The following is a 2864-nucleotide window of genomic DNA, read 5'->3' as shown; positions in this document are numbered from 1 at the left end:
GGCCAGAAGAACCAAAAACGGGTCGAGGCGCTGCGAGCGCTCACGACCGCGTTCCTGTCCGCATACGCGAATTACGACGAGATTGCTTTTCACGACATGACGAACGGCTTCTTCGAGAGAAACTCTCTAGGCGTCGTCACTGAGAAGCGTCGTTAGATGCCTTATTCCGGACGTGGCTCTCAACAGTTGCCACGAACCGTTTTTCGGCGGCGTATCCGACTGCGATCATCGGATAATCCTCGGGGAGCTGAAACAACTCCCGATACGCTTCGGCAGACAAGCCGAATTTCATCTCGAGGTGCCCTCTAAGCATTTTTTTTCGCTCGCCGTCCAGAAGGCAAATTATGGCATTCCTTTCGATGCTGTCTTCAGGTTGCAGCTCGCAAGCTCGTTTCTTTCCCAGAAAATCCTTGATCCTGTTTTCGTCGACAGGACCCAGTGTCTTCAGACGTTTCTTGAGGTCATCGAGGTCAGTCTTGATTTTATTTTTCACCTCGACAGGCAACAGTTTTACGATTGCTCCGTCATCAATTACCCAGTTCTCAAGTCGTTCGTCCGGGCCTCCCTCCAGAAGTCTTTTTCGAGATACGTACAAATTTATCCGATGCCAGATACTGACAAGTTCGTCGTCGAATACGTCGTCTTCTTTGTCTTTTCCGGCTGGGATCCGAGCGTCGATCCAATTCTTGAATTCGAGGAACTGGGCAGCTTTGGTCTTTTCGGACTTTCCGCCGTCGTCCTCGGTCTTCAACGCGTGCATCAGGGCGTCGCCCTTCCAGCCGAAAGCTGAAGCGATCTCGTTTATGATCGCGGTGTGCTTGAGTTCCGGAGAGATGCTCTTGATGCGCTTCGCGAGAGCCTTCACCGCGGTTGCGGTGAGTGTGATATTGGCCATGACAAACTCCTTGGCCGCGACATGACGATGAGTCTTTCGGTTGCTCTCCGCTTCCCTTCGCCGCGAACTGGAATTCATTGGCTTTGATGTCCGCCGTTTAGCATGCCCGTTCGGGTGGAGAGCGCCTCGGTCTCGGCGGAACCGACGGCACTCATCATACTTAGTCGCAAGGTCTTGTCAACGATTTTTTAGACTGGATCTTTCGGACGCCATGCGAGCCGTCATCGTTTCTAGGGTATTCAATGCCTTCGTGAAGGTTTCGTCGTCCCGGCGACCGTGATCTCGCCAGCTAAGCGCCGCCTCCATGAAGGATCGAACGTTGTCATCGGCGACGTCCATCGGTGAGACCACGGAGAAGTCGACGTCGTCGATGGATGCGTCCAGGAGGACGGCCGCCATTCCCGGATAGGTGCCCGCCGGGTTCTCGTCGGATTGCAACATCATTGAATCCTTATGGATAGGATCGCCACATTAACGGTTGGTTACGTCGGAACGTTCAGTTGGACGTGTCGCTCGAAAACCCGCGCCGGGTCCTCGACGGAGCCGACGTCGCGTCGCCCACTGAAAATGATTGGTTGCCGGGGAGGGCCTCGAACCCCCACTCTTCAGATTCAAAGTCTGCTGCCTTACCTACTTTGGCCACCCGGCATAACCTGTTCTATAAAGGATCGTCCCCGCTTCCCGCGAGAGCGATTAAACTACGCTTCCAGTGTCCATTTCATCCTCGCTCTCGTTCTTGACGGCTTGGCGGAAGGAGAGGGATTCGAACCCCCGAACCCTTGCGGGTCGCCCGCTTTCGAAGCGGGTGCAATAAGCCAGGCTCTGCCATCCTTCCATTTCAGCACCGGGAAATTCAGCTCCCGGAAAGCTGGCGGAAGCGGTGGGATTCGAACCCACGGGACCCCCTTATCAGAGGCCCAACGGTTTTCAAAACCGCCGCCTTTGACCGCTCGGCCACGCTTCCAAATTGGCGGATGCGGCGGGATTCGAACCCGCGGGACCCCTTTTCGGAGGCCCTCTGCCTTTCCAAGACAGCGCCTTCGACCGCTCGGCCACGCATCCAATTTTGGCTCTCCGTCGAGGATTCGAACCTCGATTTTCCGATTCAGAGTCGGGTGTCCTGCCGTTAAACGAACGGAGATGATTTCGTTCCGCCTTCAGGCGTTAATTTCTCTTCAACCGTTTCCCATTCGCACATCACCCCTTCGATAGGCTTGGCGGAAGCGGTGGGATTCGAACCCACGGGACCCCGGAGGGCCCGACGGCTTAGCAAGCCGCTGCCTTAAGCCTCTCAGCCACGCTTCCAGTCTTCAATTGTGCCGCTGAAACGAACAAACCCGCCTCGGCGGCGGGTTCGGTTGGGTTACGATGTACAAGATCAGATTCTTATACCAGCGTCTCCTCATGCCCGCGCGAAGCCGTTCCCTGGTCGGATGATCGGGATTGTTGACTTTGCGAGCTGGAAACGACAATGAACATCTGTAACTCCGATTGCCGACGGTTCGGGCATATCCCCATGTCGACTGTCAATTTGATAACCGGCTCCGCAGCTGCGCGTCAATCCTTTTTTTTCGAAAAAATTTTCGAAAAGGCAGGATTCGTAGAAGAAGTCACTGTTCTTGCGGGACTCAATTCTCACTTTCCAATGGAGCGTCATTTGCGCATTACGATGATTGGCACTGGCTACGTCGGACTCGTTTCCGGGACTTGTCTTTCCGAAATCGGACTTGAGCGCCTTGGACAGCTGCGGCCGGCTGATCTTGAGGTCCTCCTTGCGTTCGATTTCATGGGCCAAGTGCCCCAGGGTCCAGTTCTTTCGGTCCGCTGGCGGGCCCTCAAACAGCGGCGTTGGTGCGCGCAATGCGCCCGGCAGTCCGGCTCTCTAGCGTCAAAAGCAGCGCACGTGATCGATTGGCATCGCCGCGATCCTTGCTGCGCGACAGTCTCTTCAACTCCAGCCGCATCTGTG

At 55.6% G+C, this 2864-nt stretch carries 3 protein-coding genes and 6 tRNA genes; all 9 read right to left on the bottom strand.

The annotated features are described in order from the left end of the window. Positions 1-136: 136 nt before the first annotated feature. The 9 genes from E1297_RS03095 to E1297_RS50165 all read right to left on the bottom strand — a co-directional run bounded on the left by E1297_RS03095 (position 137) and on the right by E1297_RS50165 (position 2690). Positions 137-895, bottom strand: a complete 759-nt coding sequence (locus E1297_RS03095) for a MucR family transcriptional regulator (RefSeq protein ID WP_196223168.1) — start codon at positions 893-895, stop codon at positions 137-139. A gap of 177 nt (positions 896-1072) precedes the next feature. Continuing rightward, positions 1073-1336, bottom strand: a complete 264-nt coding sequence (locus E1297_RS03090; RefSeq protein ID WP_196223167.1) for a hypothetical protein — start codon at positions 1334-1336, stop codon at positions 1073-1075. Between the two features lie 131 nt (positions 1337-1467). Further along, positions 1468-1544: transfer RNA gene (locus E1297_RS03085), tRNA-Gln, on the bottom strand. Positions 1545-1640: 96 nt separating this feature from the next. Continuing rightward, positions 1641-1730, bottom strand: a tRNA-Ser gene (locus E1297_RS03080). Positions 1731-1764: 34 nt separating this feature from the next. Beyond that, positions 1765-1859: transfer RNA gene (locus tag E1297_RS03075), tRNA-Ser, on the bottom strand. A gap of 4 nt (positions 1860-1863) precedes the next feature. Beyond that, a tRNA-Ser gene (locus E1297_RS03070) sits at positions 1864-1957 on the bottom strand. 5 nt (positions 1958-1962) lie between these two features. Further along, positions 1963-2036 (bottom strand) — tRNA-Gln (locus E1297_RS03065). A gap of 74 nt (positions 2037-2110) precedes the next feature. After that, positions 2111-2200: transfer RNA gene (locus E1297_RS03060), tRNA-Ser, on the bottom strand. 97 nt (positions 2201-2297) lie between these two features. Continuing rightward, positions 2298-2690, bottom strand: coding sequence for a hypothetical protein (locus E1297_RS50165; RefSeq protein WP_244327614.1), 393 nt, complete (start codon positions 2688-2690; stop codon positions 2298-2300). Positions 2691-2864 lie beyond the last annotated feature (174 nt).

Source organism: Roseibium sp. RKSG952 (assembly GCF_009711355.1).
The sequence above is the reverse complement of the archived record's forward strand: the minus strand, read 5'-3'. Positions and strand labels throughout refer to the sequence as shown.